Origin of the sequence: Jeotgalicoccus huakuii, from assembly GCF_036665975.1 — a bacterium.
GTDB classification, from domain to species: Bacteria; Bacillota; Bacilli; order Staphylococcales; family Salinicoccaceae; genus Jeotgalicoccus; species Jeotgalicoccus marinus.
Genome location: NZ_JAVIYN010000009.1, coordinates 1 through 22,201, shown reverse-complemented (window position 1 = coordinate 22,201; position 22,201 = coordinate 1). Strand labels below are relative to the sequence as shown.

27 protein-coding genes and 1 pseudogene are annotated in these 22,201 nt (G+C 37.0%); 2 read left to right on the top strand and 26 right to left on the bottom strand.

The annotated features are described in order from the left end of the window. Positions 1-54 precede the first annotated feature (54 nt). The 11 genes and pseudogenes from V6E76_RS06040 to V6E76_RS05990 all read right to left on the bottom strand — a co-directional run bounded on the left by V6E76_RS06040 (position 55) and on the right by V6E76_RS05990 (position 9,405). Positions 55-702 (bottom strand): 50S ribosomal protein L25/general stress protein Ctc, encoded by a 648-nt coding sequence (locus tag V6E76_RS06040; RefSeq protein ID WP_247351395.1) that lies wholly within the window; start codon positions 700-702, stop codon positions 55-57. A gap of 114 nt (positions 703-816) precedes the next feature. After that, positions 817-1,758 (bottom strand): ribose-phosphate diphosphokinase, encoded by a 942-nt coding sequence (locus tag V6E76_RS06035; RefSeq protein WP_371807501.1) that lies wholly within the window; start codon positions 1,756-1,758, stop codon positions 817-819. A gap of 55 nt (positions 1,759-1,813) precedes the next feature. Beyond that, entirely contained in the window at positions 1,814-3,169 is a 1,356-nt protein-coding gene (glmU, locus tag V6E76_RS06030) for a bifunctional UDP-N-acetylglucosamine diphosphorylase/glucosamine-1-phosphate N-acetyltransferase GlmU (RefSeq protein WP_247351409.1), read from the bottom strand. Positions 3,170-3,413: 244 nt separating this feature from the next. Further along, positions 3,414-3,716, bottom strand: a pseudogene (spoVG, locus tag V6E76_RS06025) (septation regulator SpoVG); the annotation flags it as partial. Positions 3,717-3,796: 80 nt separating this feature from the next. Beyond that, on the bottom strand, positions 3,797-4,171 hold the full coding sequence (locus V6E76_RS06020) for a RidA family protein (RefSeq protein ID WP_026866189.1): 375 nt from the start codon (positions 4,169-4,171) through the stop codon (positions 3,797-3,799). A gap of 18 nt (positions 4,172-4,189) precedes the next feature. Next, positions 4,190-5,020 carry a pur operon repressor gene (gene purR, locus V6E76_RS06015; RefSeq protein ID WP_198687289.1) on the bottom strand — a complete coding sequence of 277 codons (831 nt, stop codon included), beginning with the start codon at positions 5,018-5,020 and terminating at the stop codon, positions 4,190-4,192. Positions 5,021-5,082: 62 nt separating this feature from the next. Next, entirely contained in the window at positions 5,083-5,928 is an 846-nt protein-coding gene (gene ispE, locus V6E76_RS06010) for a 4-(cytidine 5'-diphospho)-2-C-methyl-D-erythritol kinase (RefSeq protein WP_247351425.1), read from the bottom strand. 139 nt (positions 5,929-6,067) lie between these two features. Beyond that, positions 6,068-6,769, bottom strand: a complete 702-nt coding sequence (locus V6E76_RS06005) for an ABC transporter permease (RefSeq protein ID WP_247351428.1) — start codon at positions 6,767-6,769, stop codon at positions 6,068-6,070. Position 6,770: 1 nt separating this feature from the next. Continuing rightward, positions 6,771-7,616 (bottom strand): ABC transporter ATP-binding protein, encoded by an 846-nt coding sequence (locus V6E76_RS06000; protein WP_035855739.1) that lies wholly within the window; start codon positions 7,614-7,616, stop codon positions 6,771-6,773. Between the two features lie 172 nt (positions 7,617-7,788). After that, complete coding sequence (locus tag V6E76_RS05995) at positions 7,789-8,481, bottom strand: hypothetical protein (RefSeq protein ID WP_247351431.1); 693 nt, start codon at positions 8,479-8,481, stop codon at positions 7,789-7,791. An 18-nt stretch (positions 8,482-8,499) separates the two neighbouring features. Continuing rightward, the gene (locus tag V6E76_RS05990; protein WP_247351433.1) at positions 8,500-9,405 is read right to left on the bottom strand and encodes a LytTR family DNA-binding domain-containing protein; all 906 of its coding nucleotides are present in this window, start codon (positions 9,403-9,405) and stop codon (positions 8,500-8,502) included. 174 nt (positions 9,406-9,579) lie between these two features. On the opposite strand from V6E76_RS05990, the gene V6E76_RS05985 reads away from it, so the two are divergent. Beyond that, entirely contained in the window at positions 9,580-10,143 is a 564-nt protein-coding gene (locus V6E76_RS05985) for an NADPH-dependent FMN reductase (RefSeq protein ID WP_166627034.1), read from the top strand. Between the two features lie 59 nt (positions 10,144-10,202). Here V6E76_RS05985 and V6E76_RS05980 read toward each other — a convergent pair whose 3' ends face one another. The 6 genes from V6E76_RS05980 to metG form a co-directional block, all read right to left on the bottom strand. After that, positions 10,203-10,775 (bottom strand): NADPH-dependent FMN reductase, encoded by a 573-nt coding sequence (locus V6E76_RS05980; protein WP_026866197.1) that lies wholly within the window; start codon positions 10,773-10,775, stop codon positions 10,203-10,205. A gap of 114 nt (positions 10,776-10,889) precedes the next feature. Further along, positions 10,890-11,156 carry a Veg family protein gene (locus V6E76_RS05975; RefSeq protein ID WP_026860087.1) on the bottom strand — a complete coding sequence of 89 codons (267 nt, stop codon included), beginning with the start codon at positions 11,154-11,156 and terminating at the stop codon, positions 10,890-10,892. A gap of 74 nt (positions 11,157-11,230) precedes the next feature. Continuing rightward, positions 11,231-12,115 carry a 16S rRNA (adenine(1518)-N(6)/adenine(1519)-N(6))-dimethyltransferase RsmA gene (rsmA, locus tag V6E76_RS05970; protein WP_247351447.1) on the bottom strand — a complete coding sequence of 295 codons (885 nt, stop codon included), beginning with the start codon at positions 12,113-12,115 and terminating at the stop codon, positions 11,231-11,233. Positions 12,116-12,117: 2 nt separating this feature from the next. After that, a complete protein-coding gene (gene rnmV / locus V6E76_RS05965; RefSeq protein ID WP_247351452.1) occupies positions 12,118-12,675 on the bottom strand; it encodes a ribonuclease M5 in 558 nt (185 codons plus the stop codon). Between the two features lie 94 nt (positions 12,676-12,769). Then, on the bottom strand, positions 12,770-13,534 hold the full coding sequence (locus V6E76_RS05960) for a TatD family hydrolase (RefSeq protein WP_247351455.1): 765 nt from the start codon (positions 13,532-13,534) through the stop codon (positions 12,770-12,772). A gap of 15 nt (positions 13,535-13,549) precedes the next feature. Then, on the bottom strand, positions 13,550-15,517 hold the full coding sequence (gene metG, locus V6E76_RS05955; RefSeq protein WP_247351470.1) for a methionine--tRNA ligase: 1,968 nt from the start codon (positions 15,515-15,517) through the stop codon (positions 13,550-13,552). A 225-nt stretch (positions 15,518-15,742) separates the two neighbouring features. Between metG and abrB the strand changes: the two genes are divergently transcribed. Beyond that, positions 15,743-16,024 carry a transition state genes transcriptional regulator AbrB gene (gene abrB, locus V6E76_RS05950; RefSeq protein WP_026866202.1) on the top strand — a complete coding sequence of 94 codons (282 nt, stop codon included), beginning with the start codon at positions 15,743-15,745 and terminating at the stop codon, positions 16,022-16,024. 37 nt (positions 16,025-16,061) lie between these two features. Here abrB and rsmI read toward each other — a convergent pair whose 3' ends face one another. From rsmI to V6E76_RS05905, 9 genes are read right to left on the bottom strand one after another with little or no spacing between them, the layout of a single operon-like run. Then, entirely contained in the window at positions 16,062-16,874 is an 813-nt protein-coding gene (gene rsmI, locus V6E76_RS05945) for a 16S rRNA (cytidine(1402)-2'-O)-methyltransferase (protein ID WP_247351483.1), read from the bottom strand. Between the two features lie 2 nt (positions 16,875-16,876). Further along, a complete protein-coding gene (locus V6E76_RS05940; RefSeq protein WP_247351486.1) occupies positions 16,877-17,128 on the bottom strand; it encodes a GIY-YIG nuclease family protein in 252 nt (83 codons plus the stop codon). Then, positions 17,118-17,855 (bottom strand): tRNA1(Val) (adenine(37)-N6)-methyltransferase, encoded by a 738-nt coding sequence (locus tag V6E76_RS05935; protein WP_247351489.1) that lies wholly within the window; start codon positions 17,853-17,855, stop codon positions 17,118-17,120. Before V6E76_RS05935 ends, V6E76_RS05940 begins: the two co-directional genes overlap by 11 nt. 36 nt (positions 17,856-17,891) lie before the next feature. Next, entirely contained in the window at positions 17,892-18,203 is a 312-nt protein-coding gene (locus V6E76_RS05930; RefSeq protein ID WP_026866206.1) for an initiation-control protein YabA, read from the bottom strand. Next, positions 18,203-19,012 (bottom strand): PSP1 domain-containing protein, encoded by an 810-nt coding sequence (locus tag V6E76_RS05925; protein WP_247351491.1) that lies wholly within the window; start codon positions 19,010-19,012, stop codon positions 18,203-18,205. The genes V6E76_RS05930 and V6E76_RS05925 overlap by 1 nt, the downstream gene beginning before the upstream one ends. Positions 19,013-19,018: 6 nt before the next feature. Then, complete coding sequence (locus V6E76_RS05920) at positions 19,019-19,924, bottom strand: DNA polymerase III delta subunit-related protein (protein ID WP_247351493.1); 906 nt, start codon at positions 19,922-19,924, stop codon at positions 19,019-19,021. A gap of 1 nt (position 19,925) precedes the next feature. Continuing rightward, positions 19,926-20,255 (bottom strand): cyclic di-AMP receptor DarA, encoded by a 330-nt coding sequence (gene darA, locus V6E76_RS05915; protein WP_026866209.1) that lies wholly within the window; start codon positions 20,253-20,255, stop codon positions 19,926-19,928. After that, a complete protein-coding gene (gene tmk, locus V6E76_RS05910; protein ID WP_247351496.1) occupies positions 20,252-20,884 on the bottom strand; it encodes a dTMP kinase in 633 nt (210 codons plus the stop codon). Before tmk ends, darA begins: the two co-directional genes overlap by 4 nt. A gap of 12 nt (positions 20,885-20,896) precedes the next feature. After that, complete coding sequence (locus V6E76_RS05905; RefSeq protein WP_247351499.1) at positions 20,897-22,120, bottom strand: Orn/Lys/Arg family decarboxylase; 1,224 nt, start codon at positions 22,118-22,120, stop codon at positions 20,897-20,899. Between the last annotated feature and the right edge of the window lie 81 nt (positions 22,121-22,201).

Genomic DNA, 22,201 nt, shown 5'->3' with positions numbered 1-22,201 from the left:
ACGTTAAAAAAGGCGATGGAAAGCCCACCGCCGTTGTGTTTAAAATGTTCAAGATTACTCTTCTTCTTTTTCAGAGTCTTCTTCATCTTTTTGTTCAGTTGCTTCAACTTCAGTTTCTTCTTCTTCAGAAACTTCTTCGTCTTCATCCGGTTCTTCAGTTGGCGCACTAATAATAACTAGTGAGTCGTCGTCTTCGTTTTCAATTACGAAGTTACCTTTTTCACGGATGTCTGCAACGTGAATTGCATCACCAATGTTAAGTTCTGAAATATCAACTTCGATAGTTTCAGGAATGTCAGCTGGTTTAGCAGTTACAGACACTTCAAATAATGGCTGCTCGATTACGCCGCCTTCTTTTTGTCCTGGTGCTTCACCAGTTAATTCGATTTGAACATCTACAGTCACTTCAGTTTGCATATTGATTGCAATGAAGTCGATGTGTAAGATTTGGTTTTTAAGTGAATCAAACTGATAGTCACTTACCATTACTTGTTTTGTACCGTTCTCTAATTCAAGATCGATAACACCGTTACGTCCAACTTCACGAATTAATTTGATGAATTCAACTTCATCAACTGATACTGAAGTATTTTCAGTTTCATAGCCATATACGACTGCTGGAACTTGTCCGTTAAAACGAAGCTCATTCAGTTCAGATTTCTTAGAATTTTCAGCTCTAGAGCTTGAGGCTAATTTAGCCATAGTTATTTCCACCTTTCATCAAATAAAGCAATTTATAATAACGCCTATCCTAACACATAGCCACGCATTATAATACCACAAAACACACTGTTTTGTAAAAAATATGTTAAATTATCACGTTTGGTCGAATAAAATACTTACGGATTCCTGCTCATGTACTCTAACAATTGCTTGTGCAAGCAGTTCACCTACAGACAGTTCAGTCACTTTCTCGATTTTCTTCTCTTCTGGTAATTGAATTGAATTTGTGACGACTAACTCTTTGATTACCGACTCTTCAATTCGCTCAACTGCCGGTCCAGAAAGCACTGGATGTGTACAACAAGCGTAGACATTTTTCGCACCTTTATCTACGAGTGCTTGTGCAGCAATTTTAATCGTACCTCCAGTATCAATAATGTCGTCAATGATAATGGCTGTCTTACCATCAATTTCACCAACAATATTCATCACTTCTGCGACATTCGGACGTGGGCGTCGTTTATCAATAATGGCAATTGGTGCTTTTAGACGATCTGCCATACGTCGTGCACGCGTTACACCACCGTGGTCTGGTGACACGATAACGACCTCGTCTAAATTAATATCTTTATGTTCTAGGAAGTAATCACTTAAGATTGGAACACCCATAAGATGGTCGATTGGAATATCGAAAAATCCTTGGATTTGTGGTGCGTGCAGGTCAAGTGAAATCACGCGGTTTGCACCAGCTGTTTCAATAAGGTTAGCAACGAGTTTGGCAGTGATTGGTTCACGCGCACGACTCTTTCTGTCTTGGCGTGCATAACCATAATAAGGCATAACAATATTAATAGTATTCGCTGATGCACGTTTTAAGGCATCAATCATGATGAGTAATTCCATTAAGTTTTCATTTACCGGCTGACTTGTCGGCTGAATTACAAAAACATCGCAACCTCGCACACTTTCTTCAACGTTAACCTGAACCTCTTCATCAGAGAAACGATTAACTGTACACTTCCCAAGTGGAATTCCGATGTGCTCAGCGATTTCTGCTGCTAGGGGTTCGTTACCTGTTAATGTAAATAGTTTCATTTTGTTAGAACTTTTGTTTTGATTGCTAGAAGCTAACATTTTGATCCTCCAAGTATTATTTTTTGTAGTAGCCGTCTTTTGTCGTTTGCTTACTTCTTGCGATTGCTAGACTATCATTTGGAACATCGTCTGTAATTGTAGACCCTGCTGCAGTTATAGAACGTTCTCCTACAGAAACCGGTGCAACTAAGTTCGTATTACAGCCGATAAACGCATCATCTCCGACCGTTGTTTTAAATTTGTTTACACCGTCATAGTTTACAGTGATTGCACCACAGCCGATATTTGCACGTTCGCCAATTTCCGCATCTCCAATATAGCTTAGATGTGATACTTTAGCGCCGTCTTTTAAGACTGCTTTCTTCACTTCTACAAAGTTTCCAACTTTAACAGTAGACCCAAGTTTGGCACCTGGACGTAGTTGTGCATATGGACCAACAGTCGTTTGGTTACCAACTTCCGCATCTGATACTACTGAATGTTTAATCTCGACTTCATCACCAATTAAACTATTAGAAATCTCACAGTTTGCAGAAATAATCGTACCTTCACCGATAACGGTGTTTCCTTTAAGTACAGTATTCGGATAAATAATAGTATCCATACCAATCTTAACACTTTCATCGATATATGTGTTTAGAGGATCGATAATTGTGACACCTTTTTCTAAATGTCCTTCGTTAATTCTCATTCTAAGTATTCTGGATGCCTCAGCAAGAAGAAGACGATCATTAACACCGATAATCTCTTCATGGTCAGCAGTAACATAAGCACCAACACGTTGACCCTTACTACTTAAAATGCCAATGATATCTGACAGGTAATACTCACCGGTTTCGTTATCGTTCGTTACTTTTCTTAAAGCCTTAAACAACTCAACATTATTAAATAATGCAACACCAGCTGAAACTTCTTTTATATCTTTTTGTTCTTCTCTTAGTTCAGCTGCTTCCAAAATTTCTTTCACTGTGCCGTTTTCCTTACGAATGACACGCCCAAAACTTCCAGGATTTTCTGTGTAAGCAGATAAAATTGTCGCTTTAAAACCAGTTTGTTCATGCTCACCTTGTAACATCGAGAGCGTTTTAGGACTAATTAATGGCGTATCGCCACATACAACGAGGGTCTCACCTTCTTGGTTTTGGAGCTCACTCTCTAACTGTTTAACAGCATCTGCTGTACCGAGCTGTTCTTTTTGTTCAACCGTTTTAATGTCTTCTGGTAAGATCGCTTTAACCGCTTCTGAATCATTACCTAAAACAACGTAAATCTCTGAAACACCTGCATCTTTCACACTATTGATCACTCTAGTAATCATTGGAATTCCACAAACTTCGTGTAGTACTTTCGGTTGTTTTGAATTCATTCGCTTGCCTGTGCCAGCAGCAGTGATTATCGCTCTAACTTGCATAATTAACCCCCATTTAAATACGATGTTTTAATTATATTTCAGACTGTCACATCTTTCAAGACAGAGCTTAGGCCGGACACTGATGGCCCGGCCTAAAATCCAATTATTATTCTCTTTCTTCGTCAGCTGTATCTTCAGTGACTTCAGGGCTATTTTCATCATTAACCCTTTCGTTTAAGCTCTCGTCAGATTCTTCTGATGCTGTTGATTCAAGCGTACTATCTTCGTCTTCTGCTGGATCAGATTCCACTGTTGGTTCAACAGCCTCGTTTGAATCCTCAGACGCTGGATCTTCAGTTTCTTCATAGACACGCATCACTTCTTCTTGTACATGCTGACGCATCTCTGTGTTGATTGGGTGAGCAATGTCTCTAAATTCGCCGTCCGGAGTACGTTTACTCGGCATAGCGACAAACAGTCCATTATTACCATCGATGACGCGTAAGTCATGTACGACAAATGTCTCATCAAATGTCACAGATACTAACGCTTTCATTCTAGTATCTTGATTATTGACTTTTCGTAATCTTACATCTGTTATTTTCATGTGTTTGTCCTCCATAGATTTGTGTTTTAGATCCTCTGTGTAAAACGCTTATCTAACTAAGAACCCACTAAAATAACCAGTTATTCAAATGATGCGACGACTTCAATTTCTACTTTCGCATCTAATGGGAGCCGGCTAACTTCTACACATGATCTTGCTGGTAGTTTACCCGTAAAGTACGTCCCATAAACTTCATTAATTAACGCGAAATCGTTCATATCAGTAATAAAAATAGTAGTTTTAACCACATTTTCGTATGATAATTCAGCCGCTTCTAGAACGCCACCAACATTATCTAAGACTTGCTTAGTTTGCTCTTTGACGTCTTCAGACACAATCTTACCCTCAAGTGTTAGTGGTACTTGTCCAGATGAGTAGAATAAGTTGCCTGTTTTGACACCGTGGCTGTATGGTCCAACGGCTGCTGGTGCTTTATTTGAATTGATTGGTTCCATGAATATCGACCTCCTAGTTTATTTATCTTTAATGTAATCTAAACAGTTGCCTTCTTCAACTACAAACGACTCGTTGTATTCATCAATCTCCGACACTTTAAGTAAGGATGTATAATCTTTGAAACGACGATTCGCAACTTGCTTCGCTTCAACAAGTACACTCACACCAGCGACCGTGGCATTGAACTCCTCCATGAGATTCGTAACGCCTGTAATCGAACCACCGGCTCTAAGAAAGTCATCGACAACAAGTACATTTGACCCTTCTTTTAGAGTGCGTTTTGATAAGACCATCGTTTCAATCTTACGTGTCGAACCTGATACATAGTTGATTGAGACTGTGGACCCTTCTGTAACTTTATTATCCTTTCTAATCACAGCAACAGGTACATTCAATTTACGTGCAACTGCATTAGCCAAGGAGATCCCTTTAGTCGCAATCGTTACTACTGCATCGATTTCAACATCACCATACATCGTGGCAATTAAATCCCCAAAATCGTTCATCATCTTAGGATCTCCCATGATGTCTGACATGTATAAATAACCACCTGGTAAAAGCCTTTCACTTTCCTCTAATTCTTTTTTGAAGTACTTTATAATTTCTTCAGCACGTTCCAGACTAATTTTAGGGATAAACATTGCACCCCCATTTGCTCCCGCTGTGGTTTTTAAGACACCGAGCCCCTCTGAATCCATAACATCCTTAATTATTCTTATGTCCTCACTAATTGATGATTTCGCTTGGCTGAATTTCTCTACGTATGTTGTGAGTGGAATTAATTGATTCGGATGTGAAACTAAATGCTGGGTCATATAGACCAATCGTTCACTGCGTTTAAATTTCATAACTTAACTCCTAATCCGTATTATTGACAACAATTCTAACATATATGTTCGGTTTTTAATACTTAGCCGAGTAATCTTATTCTATAAACTTCAGAACAGCATCCTTTAAGCGCATTATATACGTGATTTGCTTGTCTTTCTTTTTTACATATTCCGAATACTGTCGGTCCACTACCACTCATCATTGCTCCATCAGCACCAGAATCTCTCATATTTTCTACAAGCTTTTTGACCTCAGGATACTTTTTGACCGTCACTTCTTCTAAATCATTTTTTAAGAGTCGAATAATTGAATCATAGTCTCCATCGATAATAGCTCTTTTCATTTCATTTGATGCTGGTTTGTTTTTACCAGGTTTTAAGGCTGAGTATATTGTTTTCGTCGACACGCTAATTTTGGGCTTGGCTAAAACAACCCATCCATGTGGTGGACTCGGTAGTCGCTCAATCATCTCACCGCGCCCCGTTGCAAGTGCCGTGCCACCATATACGCAAAATGGGATATCTGAGCCGAGCTCGGCTGACAATTCAGCAAGCTCGTCTAGTTCGATGCCGAGCTCATATATAGCATTTATACCACGGAATGTCGCTGCCGCATCCGCTGAGCCACCAGCTAAACCAGCAGCAATTGGGATGTGTTTATCAATGTGAATCGTAACACCCGTACTTATGTTATAGCGCTTCATCATCAGCTCTGCGGCCTGATATGCTAAATTTCTTCTATTAGTCGGCACAAATTGATTGTCAGTTTCTATGACTATCTTCTTGTCTGTCCTTTTTTCAAAGGACAAATGGTCATTTAAATCCACTGTTGTCATAACCATACTGACCTCGTGATAGCCGTCGTTACGCTTAAAGAGCGTATCCAGTGTTAAGTTTATTTTGGCTGGTGCTGTTTCATAGTGCATAGTTCCATGTCCTTTGTTAATTTTTTAATCGAGTTGATATATGCGTTATTTTATCATATTTCTAAGGCTCTAAGTTGGGAAATTAAAACAACCCACACCAGAAACGGTACGGGTTGTTTAGAATTATATTAGTTATTAATTAATCATCTGATTTTCTTACTTTGAAGCCCCATAGTGTCACTACGAAACTGACTGCGACCCAAGCGGCAAGGATAATGAACTCTTTAATTCCGCCTTCACCGTTCAAAATGAAGATATGCTGGTATAGGGGGAAGTATTCGGCAATTTTTATAGCGATACTGTCTGGGTCCGTCACCAGTAGTTCGATATAGGGTGTAAAACCAAAGATGAACATGATTGGTATGAGGTACACTGATGTTGTGGCAACTGATTTCACAATCAGCCCAATCCCGATACCTAGGTTGATAAAGAACACACCGAGTAATATTAGGCTCACAATATTTTCCCCTGTCCAATAATCTGTTGGACCAATTACAAATATAGAGGCAACCAAGGAAATAATCGTCATCAATCCGATAACCATGCTCTTACCTACGATAATGTCCATAAAGGTAGCTGGTGATTGTAAAAGACCTCTTAAGGTGTCTTTTTCATTTTCTTCTGCAATCATCGTCATGATTGCACTGAAAGTCACTGCTGAAAATACGACTCCTGCGATGAGCGCTAGGGTTTCAGCAGGTAGTCCGCCTGTCGCGTCGCCTAGGTTAGTAAATAGAAAAGCTAAGATAATCGGAATTAGCACCGAAGTAAACAGCATCATATTCTTTATAAATTCTTTAAGGTCTTTTTCAAAAATCGCCATTATTCTAGTGATATTCATATTAATACAACTCCTTACCTGTTACTTTTTTGAACACTTCACCGAGTGTTGGAAAATCCGTTCTGACATCCACTGCAGCCTCATCAAGCAATACTGATTTTAAGAGGGCTTCGTTGTCCGCTGACTTATCAATCGTTTTTTGTGATCCGTCGTTATACGTGACATGAACGACGTTACGCTTGTACTTGTGTCTGAGCTCACTTGGTGAACCGTAATCTTGGATGACACCTTGATATAAAAAGGCAACATTGTCACAAAGTCTCGTTGCCTCATCCATATTATGTGTTGTGAGTAAGACTGTTGTGCCTTCATCTCTTAAAGCTTCTAACATCTCATGAATCTTTTCTGCCGTTGTTGGATCTAGTGCTGAAGTTGGTTCATCTAAGAATAGAATATCCGGCTTATGAATCACTGCCTTACATAGAAGAATTCTTTGCTTCATACCTTTAGATAATTTCGATACAGTTTTATCGATTTCATCTGCTAGGCCAACATCTTTTAGGACGCTTTCAACGGAACCCTTTGGTGCGCCGTATAATTTTCTAAATAGTTCTAAATTGTCTTTAACAGTTAATCTCTCATATAAGGAGCTCTTATCCGATAAAATCCCTAACTTACTTACATAATCGTTCTTGCCAAATTGTTCGTGATTAAAGCCATTCACAATTACCGTTCCACCATTAGGTTCAAATTCTCCCGTTAGTACTTTAATTGTTGTTGTTTTACCAGAACCACTCGGACCTAATAGACCAAATATTTGCCCTTTCTGCATTTCAAATGAAACACCTTTTAAGGCACGCTCACTGCCAAAATTCTTCTCTAAGTCATTTACTTTAATAATGCTCATCCTAATACCTCCAATTTCGTTTTCTTGTTCGTAATTCAAGCTTAAAAGAAATACAAAAAAGCCGCGATAAGATCGCGGCGAATTGTAGCTATTTCATTTTAAGTTGTGGTATTCAAGTGTTGTATTGTTATGAATTTTTACTAAGTTGTACCAAAAATAAGCTCAACTGTACTCAAATTTTTTCATCTATTTCTAAACTTCTATAGGCAAGGAACCCTATTATACCAAGCCATATCAACAAAATAACGATAGGCATTACACTAGCGTTATTTTGTAATGCCATCAATTGGTAAACAGGTGTGATGTCTGCCAAAAACCTAATAAACGACACATTTGTGAGCCCCATGCTCTCAACTATGGGTGTCATACCGAGTAAGAACAAGATAATGACACCTGCAACTGCTGATGTTGTTTCTAGTTTTGTGCGAATACCAAATAGTATACCCAGTCCTAAAAATACTAGCATTGCTAGGAACAAGCCAAACGACAAACTGAGTGACAACATGTCAATACGATCAATAATCACAAGTGAGACAATGATTAACAGGGCTGACATTATGATTACAAGCGCACTTCTTCCAATGATCATAAAACAAAGATCCTTTTTATCTTTGACCACCATACGAATCATACCGTGCTCTATTTCATCTGCAAATAACATAAGTGGCACATTCGTTGTGACTGCAGCTAACACCGTTCCAATAATTATAAAGACCATGATATTTGGTATCGTTTCACCAGCATCTTGCCCAATCATACGGTAGATAAGTGCCATGCCTAATGGCATTAAAAATAGTATAAATACAGAATAATTTGCAAGGTACTCTTTAAAATCACGGTATATTGTTGCATAAATTTTGTGCATTTTAATAAGCCACCCTACCTATAATGTAATGAGACGCTCTTGAATTTCATTATGCTTCGTTCTTGATAAAGGGATTTTAGATTTTTCATGGTTATCGATAATCACAGAGTACGCATTCTTAGACCATGTAATTATCTCCTTCACCTTATGTAAGTTGACGATGTAGGAACGATGACATCGATAAAAACCGTGACCGCTCAACTCATCCTCTGCATTTTGTAAGGTTGTTTCCATCATAAATTTCTCACCATCTAGATTTATATAGACCTTACCATCCTGACTCTCTAAAAATTCAATATCACTAATGTCCACAAAAATCGTCTTATCATTTGCTTTGACTTTAATTTTTGTATTTTGCACTTCTTTATCATCAACTGTATTTTCTGACGTTTCTACAATTTTCAATCCATCCTCATTAATCTTCATAACGTCTGATTGTAATACAAAGGCATCTTCTAAACGAGAGGTTACCACAAGCAGTGACTTATTTTGGTCTATAAGTTGTGCCTTCATCTTATGAAAGAGATGAATATTATCGTTAATCGTATGTAAAAAAGGGTCAATAAACACAATGTGCTGTTCATCCGTTAACAGAGCTTGTATATAATTAAGCTTTTGTATCTCGTTTTTATTTTGTTTTGATAGTTTCTCATCAGGCGTTTCAATTCTAAATTGTTGAATTAAATCATCAACTTTTAGTGGACTATTATACCATTTTTTAAAGTAATGAATATGAGCTTTGAAAGTGATACGTTTATAAACAGGGATATCATTAGTAAACACATTGGCATCCGAATCCCTAACAACTTTCGATAGCCTCTCAAAATAATCGTAGGGCATCTGTACTGCATAAGTCTTGCCATTAACGAGTTGAATCTTATCTTCTGTTGGTTTACCAATCACAGTACCAATCTCTAAGTCCATTAAATAACCCTCCAAGCTAATTAATCTATTTAAATTTATCATGTAAACGTAATCATTACAATTTCATTGAATAATTGAGCTAAAAGACTTTATTTCTCTTTCGAAATAATGTATATTATTAATCAGTTACAAAATGTAACTCAATATTAATTACACACCTCGGAGGTATTTTAAATGACTAAAATTGGTATTGTAACTGGAAGTGTACGTGAAGGACGCGTCAACTTACAAGTTGCAGAATGGGTAAAAGAACAAGCAGATAAATTAAATCTAGATGCAGAATTCGAAATCGTAGACATCAAAGATTACGAGCTTCCACTTTTCAACGAAGCTATGCCACCAGCAATGGCTAATAAACAATACACAAGTGAAGACATCAACCGTTGGTCACAAAAAATTGACTCTTTAGACGGATTCATCTTCATCACACCTGAATACAACAAAGCTACTTCAACTGTACTTAAGAGTCAAATTGACTACTTAGGACCTGAATTTGGTAACAAAGCTGCTGGTATCGTAGGTTACGGTTCAACACTTGGTGTTGCTGCTACACAATCTCTACGTCAAATCTTAGCAAACTTCAACGTTGCTACAGTTGGACCATTCGGCGCATTCAGCCTATTCACTGACTTCGAAAACATGTCAACTTTCAAGCCAGCTGAAGTACACACTGCAACAATCGAAGCAGTAATTGCAACTACAGCTAACTGGGCTAAAGCTCTAAAAACAATTAGATAAGTCAAAGCTTTATATACATTAAAACGCGTACACTTTATTGGTGTACGCGTTTTTTTATCTTACACTATCCCTGTACTATGTTCTTCATATTTACTCAACACATGTCGCTGGGCTTCTCTTTCATTAAAAGTCGCTTCAATCAAACGATCAATTCGGTAGTGAATATCGTCACTTTCTACACCTGTAGAACCAAAGTCAGAATCTATAGCATAAACATAACCTTGTACAATATTTGCCTTCATATAAGCTAAAATAGGCTTAAGTTGTTGCTCAGCAACTAAGTAATGTCTCTGAGATCCTGCTGTAATTACCATACCTACAGTCTTATTACGGAATCCATCTGGTGGAAGAAGATCGAATAAGTTTTTTAAAGGTGCGGGTATCGAAGCTTGGAAGATTGGTGTCCCTATAAAGACCACATCCGCTTCCATTATTTGTTTTAAAGCACTGGATGTTGAATCATCATAATCTAAATAATTCCTGCCATCACTATAGGGCATATCATAGTCTTTTAAGTCTATATAAGAAATTTCATAATCACTGTACTTCTCATCAATTTTTTCCTTAATTTCAGTTGTAATCTTTCGTGTTTTACTGCCTACAACTGAACCACTCACTATGGCCACTTTCATTTATAGCCCTCCTTAGACATTCATTTATACCTATCATATATAATTCAGACTAATTTAGTCAGTTATTTAGCTCATAAACTAAAAAAACCATCCTAAAGGATGGTTTGTCATATGTTATTGAATAAGAAATTCTTCTGTAAAATCGTCATTATAGAATGTTACTTCTACATTTGATGTTAGAACGTCGGTGTATGTATATGATACACGTTCGAAATTGTGCTCGTCTTGATCTAGTTCAACTACGAAAATCGATGGATATGTTTCTCTTAAAATACCTTTTCTTTCAATCAACTTCTTGCGTCCTCCGTTTGCACGAAGCACACATGGATTTCCTAACTGACAATCAAGAATCTTTTTGATGTCGATTAATGTTTTTGGCATTATACCCCACCTCACTAGATTCATTATATCAAGTTTACATAATTCTGTCAAAAATTAGCCAATAACTGTGCAAATTATACAAATTCCAAGTCACTTTTCTTGAAAGCTTCATAAATTTTTTGATAATCTTCTAAGTTTAAACTTTCCCCTCTGCGATTTGCTTCTATACCTGCATCCTCAAATAGTTGCCTAATCTCATCTTTTTTCTTTTTCCCGTCTAAAAATAGACTTTGATAATTATTTAATATCGTTTTTCTACGGTGTAAAAAGGCCCCTCTTGTTAATTTAAAGAATGTTGATTCATCATCAACTTGAACCTTTTTCTTTCTTCTCGTTTTCAATTCTACGATGATTGAATCCACATTAGGTGGTGGCATAAATACAGTTTTTGGTACATTCTGTACAGTCTTCGCTTCAGTGTAATAATCAATCGCAATCGATAAAGACCCGTATGCTTTCGTATTTGCTACTGCACTAATTCGTTCTCCAACTTCTTTTTGCATCATGACATAGTAGCGAGATATTGGTAAATTGCAAGTCAAGAAGTTCATCAATATCGGAGTTGTAATATAGTAAGGGAGATTTGCCACAACAACGATTTCATCGCAGTCTGACAGATGTGTTTCAATACTATTTGGTACATCGGCTTCTAATATATCTTCATTGATTACTGTCACATTATCATATTCACTTAATGTATCATCTAAAACTGGAATTAAACGTTGGTCTATTTCAAAGGCTAGTACCTTTTTGGCATGAATCGCCAAATGTTCAGTCAAAGAACCAATCCCAGGACCAACTTCAATGACGCCTGTGTTTTTATCAATATTTGCTTTATGGATAACTTCCCTAATGACATTTGAATCAATTAAAAAATTCTGTCCAAGGCTCTTTTTAAATGTAAAACCATGCTTTGCTAAAATTTCTTTTGTCCGACCTGCACTTGCGATATATTTCATATTTAACTCCTCTTATCTTCAGCTAATATCTCAGCTATTTTTTCACGTGGTATGCCATAACGATTGAGTTTATTTCGAAGTGCGGATGCATTCGCATATCCTATATTTAAACGATCTGTTAGGTACGCTCTACGCGCTTTGGATTCCCTGTCACCAGACAAACCAAAATCCTGCATATCTTTAATACTAATCACTTCTGTATCTATTGCCACACTCGTCACAGAATGCTTTAGGGCCTGTCTGATATCTTCTATTGAAGCATGTTCAACACCTAAACTCTGCCCCACTTTACCTTTTGCCTTTCTCTTTGGCAAAAATGCTTCCTTTATATTTGGAAATCGCGCTATGATGGTATTTCTAATTTTATGTCCTGGGAAATCAGGGTCAGTAAATATAATGGCACCTCTCGTATTGAGGGCGACTTCGATTTCTTTTAATGTGCTTTCGTTAATCGCTGAGCCATTCGTTTCAATCGTTTGGCAGATAACTGCTTCTTTTAAACGCCTTGTGTCATCTCTGCCTTCAACGATTACGATTTCTTTAATGATGGGTTTATCCATAAATTCACCTCTATATACGCTTAGTATCATACCATAATTTAATATAAAAAATATCAGTGTTTTACCTTGACTGTGCAAAGTAAAACACTGATTTTTATAAATTGAACAGACGTTCAGCATTTTCAGTTGTTGCTTGACCTAGCGCTTCATATGAAATGTTGCGAAGTTCCGCAATTTTCTCTGCCACTAATTTAACATGTGCAGGTTCATTCCTTTTCCCTCTATATGGATGCGGTGTTAAATACGGTGCATCCGTTTCAACAAGTAAACGATCTAATGGAACGTGAACTGCAATATCCTTAGGCAGCTGTGCATTTTTAAAAGTCACAGGACCACCTAAAGAGACATAGAAATTCATTGCGATAATCTCATCTGCAGTACGTTCATCTGCAGAAAAAGCATGCATGATACCTCCGACTTCATGTGCATCCTCTTCCTTAAGGATTTCTACACAATCAGCAGTTGACTCTCTATTATGAATGATAATAGGTAAATTCACCCGTTTAGCTAAGGCAATTTGTTTTCTAAACAATTCTTTTTGTACGTCTTTAGGTGACTTATCCCAATGATAATCAAGACCAGTTTCACCAATACCTACAATTTTTTCATGCTTAGACAATTCCTCGATCCATCTGAGGTCATCATCTGTACAATCGATTGCATCCACAGGGTGCCAACCAATGACACCGTATATATCATCATACTCATCAATCATTTCCATAGTACGCTCGATTGATTCACGGTCACAGCCAACAACCACCATCTTTTCAATACCATTGTCTCTTGCTCTGTCGATGACTGCGTCTAAGTCTTCATTATATTGTTCTGCATTTAAGTGGACATGCGTATCGATTAACACAAAATCACTCCCGTTTTATTTTACAACGCTACCATTCTCAATACCATCTGGTACGTCAATTAGTGTCAGGCGATTTCCTTTTTCTGCAGTTAAAATCATGCCTTCAGATTTTTCACCACGAAGTTTTACAGGTTGTAAGTTAGTTACAACAAGTACCTTCTTACCAATGATATCCCCTGGCTCGTAATGCTCATGGATACCTGAAACTATCTGACGTTCTTCATTACCTAAATCGACTTGTATTTTAAGTAATTTATCCGCTTTTTTAACCGCTTGTGCTCCAACAATTGTGGCAACTTTAATTTCTACTTTGTTGAAGTCATCAATTGTTATCGTGTCGTTCTCAGCATCATCAGCTTCTTCAACAGGTGTTGAAGGTTTCATTTGATCCTTAATATGTTGAACCTCTTCTTCGACATCGAGTCTAGGGTAGATTGGGTTCGGTTTCGATAAAGCCCCAGCAGGCTTAATGATGCCGTAAGTTAAAGTAGAATCATAAGTCTGTTGATCTTCATCAACAATATTTAATTGCTTAAATATCTCTTTAGGTCCGTGAGGTAGATATGGTTTTAATAGAACTGCTGCAATACGGATATTCTCCGCTAAGTGCACCATAACATTACCAAGCTCTTCTTTTTTCGCTTCATCTTTCGCTAAAACCCATGGAGATGTTTCATCAATATATTTATTTGAACGGCTAATAATCGTCCATACCGCTCTTAATGCAGTATTGAACTTCATATTTTCCATTGCTGTTTCATATTCGCTGATGTTTTCAGCTACAACAGCTTCTAGGTTTTTATCGATATCATTATGCGCACCTGTATAAGCAGGTAACTCTCCATCAAAGTACTTATTAATCATTGAAATCGTACGGTTGACGAGGTTACCGAGATCGTTTGCTAAATCAAAGTTTGTTCTTTCGATAAATGACTCAGGTGTAAATACACCATCGGAACCGAAAGGTACTTCACGCATTAAGTAATATCTCAGTGAATCAAGACCATATCTTTCAACGATTTGGTCAGGGTAAATTACGTTACCTTTAGATTTAGACATCTTACCATCTTTCATGAGTAACCAACCGTGACCGAGTAACTTTTTAGGCAATGGTAAATCTAGTGCCATTAACATAATTGGCCAATAGATTGAGTGGAAACGCACAATTTCTTTACCGATCATGTGCACATCTGCAGGCCAATATTTTTTAAATAGTTCATCATCATCTGATGCATAGCCGAGTGCTGTAATGTAGTTTGCTAATGCATCAATCCAAACATAGACAACGTGTTTTGGGTCAGATTTTACTGGTACACCCCAAGAAAATGTCGTTCTAGATACAGCCAAGTCTTCTAAGCCCGGCTTAATGAAGTTATTCAGCATTTCATTCTTACGTGTTTCCGGTTGAATAAAGTCCGGATGATCTTCATAGTATTGAACCAGACGATCCGCATATTTACTCATTCTAAAGAAATAACTTTCCTCTTTTACGAGTTCAACATCGTGGCCACTTGGTGCGCGGCCACCAATCATATTACCCTCATCATCTCGGTACACTTCTTCCAACTGTGTTTCAGTAAAGAATTCTTCATCTTGTACTGAATACCAGCCTTCATATTCACCTAGATAGATATCGCCTTGTTCAAGTAAACGTTCAAAGATATATTGAACTGCTTTTTTATGCTTTTCACTTGTCGTACGTATAAATTGGTCATAGGTGATATCTAACATCTGCCATAAGTCTTTCATGGATTTTGCCATATCATCAACATAATTCTGCGGTGATATACCCATATCTTCTGCTTTTTGCTCAATTTTTTGCCCGTGCTCATCCGCACCAGTTAAATAATAAACATCATACCCACGCATTCGTTTATACCTAGCCATTACGTCACATGCTATCGTAGTATAGGCATTACCGATATGGAGCTTCCCACTCGGATAATAAATTGGCGTCGTGATATAAAATGTTGGTTTTGTCATGGAAAATCCTCCTATAATATACTAATCTACTATATCTAAAATATGTATTTTTTTCAATTACAAGCAGTTTTTAATAGTTTTTAAATTCATTATGTGCTATAGTCATGAATATCCATTTACCATGGATAATTAAGTCATGAATATACAATTATTTTTATTCAATTGACATTTACAATATCCACTCATTATCTTTATGTTTGGGTAGTAATGTAGGAGGAATTCTTAATGAAATCTACAGGAATTGTGCGTAAGGTCGATGAACTTGGACGCATCGTCATTCCTATCGAACTACGCCGTGTACTCGATATAGAAGTTAAAGATGCACTTGAGATCTTTACTGATGACGACAAAATCATCTTGAAGAAATATCACCCACGTATGACTTGTGCAGTAACTGGCGATGTATCAGACGATAATCTATCTCTTGCAGATGGTAAAATCGTTTTGAGTCCTGAGGGCGCAGAACTATTAATTAATGAAATTCAAAGAAAACTCGATAATAAATAATATGTGAGTTCAGCCATGAAGATGCTTCATGGCTTTTTCATTTGTGAAACCCGTCATATACATCTTGTTTCTTCATGCCTCTTAGTTCTGAAACAAGTTTAATTGCATCTTTGGGTTTCATTCCTTCATTGACAAGTTCAGATACGTGATCCTTAGCAGTCCCTGTAAAATTGACTGTTTCCTCTTCATAACCTTCAATTACAACAACAAATTCACCTTTTAATGGAATTTCTTTATCCATCATATATAAAAGTTCATTTGCAGTTTTTCTTTCATGTTGCTCAAACTTCTTAGTAATTTCTCTGGAAATAGAAACAAGTCGTTTAGGATCAAACTTTGCCAAGTCTTTTAACAACTGTTTCATTCGGTGTGGAGATTCATATATCACAGCTGTCTTTCGATGGTGCAGAATTTCTGTCAGCTTTTCTTGCCTCTTCTGATTACTTTTTGGTAGAAAACCAAAATATGTGAATTCATAAGAAGGAATCCCACTTGCAACAAGTGCCATTGTAAAAGCAGATGCTGCTGGAATCACCGTATAGTCTAATGACTCATCCTGTAGGCGGCTAACAAGTTCAAAGCCTGGGTCTGAAATTACTGGCATACCGGCATCAGTAACCAAAGCAAAAGACTTACCAGCTTTAAGTTCTTCAATAATCTCTTCAGTTGCTGTTTCTTTATTAAAGTCATGATAGCTTCTAAGCGGTGTGGTAATTTCAAAATGATTGGTTAGTTTCCTCGTGGTTCTTGTGTCTTCACAGAGAATTTCATCAACTGCTGCTAAAGTACTTACCGCTCGATAAGACATATCATCTAGATTGCCAATTGGTGTGCCAGTTATATACAACATATTCAGCCCTCCATCAAAGCTTTCTTTTCTACTTTCGATAATTGCTTTATTGCGTACTCTCTTTTTAAAGCCTCACTCTTTGTATCGTACATCTCAACGTATCTTAAGATTACAGGTAGACGTCCTCGTGTATACTTTGCACCTAGTCCTTTATTATGTATGTCCACTCTATGCTCTATATCAGTGGTATAACCTGTATAAAGCGTATCGTCATTGCATTGTAGAATATAGACATAATATACCTTATCTGTCATTGCCGTAGTAGACCTCCAAAATTTCAGGAGAGTATGTCCCGACTGTGTCGTAGATATAGAAAGGCTTGAGTACATCAACGTAAGCATTAGAGTTAAATATCGCCTCAATCACTATAAGCATCGCTTCTTTTGACTGTGGATCATTATAAACATAACGTGCACGTCTAACCCTAAAACCACTATTGTGAAGTAAGGCAAATACTTCTGCACTTCTTTCAGCTCGATGTACCATATAAAGCCGACCCTTGTTTGTAATCAAGTAGCGGCATGCTTCAGCAATACCTTTTAAATCGATGTGAATCTCATGTCTAGCAGTACGTTCAGCATCTCCAATTTTTACAGGTTGATTGTTTGTAAAATACGGAGGATTGACTGTGATTACATCATAAGTAGAATGATTAAACTTCGATTTTATATCTTTAATATCCAAATTATATACTGAAATCTGACCAGTTTTTCCATTCATATCTATACTACGTTCAGCCATATCACATAGACGTTCTTGGATTTCAACAGCATCAATTTTTTTATCCGTACGATAACTTAAAAGTAATGGAATGATGCCATTACCACTACAGAGATCCATGATATTTCTATCACGTTTTCTTAATTTTACAAAGTCACCGAGTAATAATGCATCGACTGAGAATGAAAATGTTTCGCTACTTTGAATAATCTTCATTTGTTCTCTGTATAGTTCATCGATTCTCTCACTTGGTTTTAACATCGTTTCACCTCAAAAAGAAAAGCAGCCAACAGCTGCTTAACCTTGTCTTTCATTAAAAAATGATTGGCAGAAGAGGCAATCGTCACCATGTCTATGCGTACCAAAGTGAATACTACATACATGAAACCCTTCATCATATAGACTTTTTAAAGAATTCTCTTTAAATGGAACGTCTTTTTCTTCTTTCTCATTTAATAATTGTTCATAGTTCTCTTTTTCTATCTCTAAACTGACATTTTCTTCGACCAGTTTAACAGTCAATTCTTTTAAAGTTTGCATCTCTTCATTCATAACATGCAAATTACGTTCAAGCTGTTGAATGTGAAGGAACAATTGTTCACGGTCCATCAATTCACAACCTCCAGCTTATCAATATCTTCTTCACCATATTCTTCAATATAGTCATCAGAACCCTTTACTCTAACAGCTAGGTCTAAAATATTAATACCAATAACTTTACCGATACCTGCAGGTGTTTTTACTTTCTCGCCTACATCAGGTAACTTCACTCTGGCTTCTTCATAGTACTCATCTTCATAATTGAGACAGCACATTAAACGACCACATGCACCAGAAATCTTACTTGGAGACAGTGATAAGTCCTGATTCTTCGCCATTTGAATACTCACGGGTACAAAGTCACCGAGGAATGTAGAACAGCAGTGTGCACGTCCACATGGGCCTATACCACCTAGGTATTTTGCCTCATCACGTACACCAATTTGTCTGAGTTCAATTCGTGTTTTGAATTTTGTCGCTAATATTCTTACCAAATTTCTAAAGTCTACCCGCTCATCAGAAGTAAAATTAAAGATTAACTTTTTCAAATCGAGTGTGTATTTAGCATTGACGAGATTCATTTCAAGCTTTTCTTGTTTGACAGCATCCTTACAAAATTCAAGCGCTTCAGATGCTTTTTCATCATTAACTTTGAATTTAATCAAGTCTTCTTCCGTTGCTAAACGTAGATATTTACCGTCAGGCTCAACGATATTATCTTTTGGAATTTCATAAGTCCCTTTAACTACACTAAGTAGCTCGAGACCTCTTTTTGTTTCTGCAACGATATAATCGTGTCGCTCTATAGAATCATCACTACATGTGATGTAGAGATTGTCATAATAATCAAGTTGCGTCACCTTGATGATTTTAAACATAGTCCATCAACCTTTCGCACCTATGACCATACCTTCAAAAACAAGCATTGGATTGACGTTAAACGTTAACAATCGGTTTGCTTCTTGAATTTCTTCAAGTATTCGAGTTAATTTAGCCGGGTGAACATCATTACCTTCAGGCATATGGGTTTCAAATGGCTTAAAATCTTCTAAACCGATAGCATGGTGTAACGTTTGCCGTACAAACCCACTTATTAGCGCCAAGAGCATAACCTGATCCCTTCGATCATCACATAAATCAAGCATTCGCTTCATATCGATTAGCGTAAGTGGGTGGTCATGAATCCAACGATTCGAGAAATTGATGACTTCATTTCTAATAGTAGAAAACTTATCATCTAGCTCCTGAACATGAGTTGCATTTAAAGAGAGAACATTGACAGTCGTTCTTTCTGCTTCTGACAATTGGGGTAATGCATTAATACGATCCTCATCTTCACCTTGGATTGCGATATGTTGACTTCTCGAGTGTATCGTTGGCAAAATGCCGCTTTTGTTAATTGTAAGTAGTATGGCAATGGTTTTTTCAGGTGGTTCTTCTAAAAATTTTAATACGCTATTTTCCGCTTGAGGTGTTAATTTCTCAAACTGCTCTATAATATAAACTTTATAGTCAGATTCGATTGGTTTTTGATTCATCCTATGAACCAATTCTTCAATCTGTTCTTTTTTTATCGATGTTTCTTTAGTGGATAAATAGTACAAATCCGGATGATTACCTGATTTTACCAACATTTGGTTTCTCTCAGTATCCCCAAAAATGTGCATTGCAAAAAACTTACTATACTTAGACAAGGTTTCTATGGTGTCACCTTCAAACATATAAGTATGGCTCAGCTTTTTGCTATCAATAATTTTTAACAGTTGTTCTTTTACTATCCTGTTGTTCATTCTAGAATCTTTCGAATTGTTCGATTGGTAAGACGAATACTGTTGCGCCGCCTACTTCCACCTCAACTGGGTAAGGAATGTAAGAGTCAGCGTTACCACCCATAGGTGTAACTGGAGCAACTGTTTGCTCTCTGTTACCACATGTGTCATCAATTAATTTCAATAACTCATCGACACGTGCATCTTCTACCCCACATAGGAAAGTTGTATTCCCAGCACGTAAGAAGCCACCTGTAGATGCAAGTTTTGTATTACGGAAATCATTCTTAGTTAATTTATCATTTAATCTTTGGCTATCGTGGTCTTGTACAATCGCAATTACCATTTTCATAAATATTCACCTCTAAAATTTATACATTCTTCAATTATAGTTAAAGTATCGCTGACTACCTTCTCGACTGACTGTGATGCATCGACAACTTTAATCCTTTCAGGGTAAAGCATCGATAACTCATTATAACCCGAGACAACTTTTTTGTGAAAGTCTATAGTCTCTTGATCTAAACGATTATTTTCACGTCTATTGTCACTAATCCGCTTAAGACCAACCTCTGGTGCCAATTTTAAATAGATTGTTAAATCCGGCATATGATTGTCGATTGCAAATTGATTTATTGCCATCACTTCATCAAAACCAATTTCTCTCGCCATGCCTTGATAGGCAAGTGAGCTATCTACAAAACGGTCACAGAGCACAATTTTTTTTTCGTTTAATGCAGGGATGACTCGTTCCACTAAATGCTGACGTCTAGACGCAGCAAACAAAAGTGCTTCAGTTCGCCCATCCATAACGTTTCCCTCATCTAACAGAAGGTCACGAATTTTTTCACTAATCGCAATACCGCCAGGTTCTCTCGTTGTAATTACTGGACAAGATTTCGATAAGGCCTCATGGACGTGTTTAATCACTGTGGACTTACCAGAACCTTCAGGTCCCTCAAAAGTAATGAAGTAACTCATAATCTGCCTCATTCATAAGTAATAATTAATATTGTTATCTATACCCTCTATTTTAACATGATTAAACAGATATTGTTTGACAGTTTTAATGTCATCCTTAGTAAAGACACATCCCTTTAACACCAAAGGTACACCAGGAGGATAAGGGACTACATTTTCTATGCATGTCTTATCTATAAGAAAGTTTAAATCAACGTCATTACTATGGTTTTCTTCTACCTCCTCTAGATGTTCTAAACGCTCTAACAACAATTCAAATGGATAACGATCATTTTCGTGCCATAGTGGTAGGCACCACAACACACCTTCATCCGTCGTCATTTCACTGTAGATATTTTGAGCGATAAGTTGTGCGTTAAGCTGGTAAGGACCATCCTCACTGTTTAAGAGCAACTTTGCTGGATCATTAACTTCAGTAACACTGATGTTTAAAGCTTTAAGTTTATTAATTAAAGCTTGTCGTTTAACAAAAAAGATTTGATCATCATATGTATTATAAAAATGCTGAGCATATTCGATAGAAGCCAAAACTAAATAGGACGGACTTGATGTTTCAAACTGATTAATATATGAACAAACCTTTTCATAAAGCTCACGTTCTTTCACAAAGATAACAGATGCCATAGTTAAGGCAGGTAGCATTTTATGATAGGATTCAACTACAATATCTGCACCTGTGACATGCGCGCCATCAGGAAAGTGATCCGTTATAGATAAATGTGCACCATGGGCAGCGTCTATAAGCACGTAGCCCCCAGTATTTTTAACATGGTTAACGATGGCCTGTAGATTATGAAGAATTCGTCCTTCATATGATGGTGAAGTTAGTACTAATACTTTATCTTGAAATGAAGCATCAAATATTTGGGTATCTTCTATATAAGTATAAGAAGATTTTGATAAAGTCAGAGCATTATATATAGATTTATGTAAATCACCTAACAGAACAAAACTAAAATCATCACTGAAAGCAAACATACTACTCAAAATACCATTTGTAGTCCCATTGACCATTGCTTGTGCATAATAACCAGGTGCCTTACTAGCCAAAGACAAATTCAATTCTTTTAAAACACTTTCCGGAGCATGTAAATTATCTAAGCCTAAAATTTCAGTTCGATCAAAGTCTAAAAAGATATGTTCAGATAAATTACCGATGGTTCCATTTTTATGACCCGGTACATGCATAGATAGGGCATTTGCTTGTCTTAAATCTCTAAGCGTTTCATATAACACCTTACCACCTCATTAATCTGCACTTATTATTCTTTATATTATAGTATAAATAGACAAAAAAAAGAGACCTAGAAGGTCTCT